Origin of the sequence: Flavobacterium solisilvae (genome assembly GCF_012911605.1) — a bacterium.
Lineage (GTDB): Bacteria > Bacteroidota > Bacteroidia > Flavobacteriales > Flavobacteriaceae > Flavobacterium > Flavobacterium solisilvae.
The window spans coordinates 1-342 of the sequence record NZ_JAAMPT010000120.1 but is presented as its reverse complement, the minus strand read 5'-3'; the positions used below and the strand labels follow the sequence as shown (position 1 = coordinate 342).

At 42.4% G+C, this 342-nt stretch carries 1 protein-coding gene; it reads left to right on the top strand.

Going from position 1 to position 342, the window contains the following annotated elements:
* The coding region (locus G6042_RS00565; RefSeq protein ID WP_211161591.1) for a hypothetical protein at positions 1-342 on the top strand (342 nt) is incomplete at both ends.

The window sequence follows — 342 nt, the reverse complement described above, 5'->3', positions numbered from 1 at the left end:
GTACAACGACTACAACTTATGCTACTACTGCTACAAACAGCACAGGTTTTAACTGGAGTTTGAGCAATGCAGCAGCAGGAAACATCAACGCTACCACAGGAGTAATGACATGGGCAAATGGATTTTTTGGAACGGTAAACATCCTTGTTACTGCCAATGGCTGTAATGGTCCATCTTCTCAAGTTGTTAGAACAGTTACCATAACACCAACCGTAGGAACACCAACAGCAATAACAGTTTCGTCAGGAACAGAACCGACATGTCAATTACCAAACGGTACAACGACTACAACTTATGCTACTACTGCTACAAACAGCACAGGTTTTAACTGGAGTTTGAGCA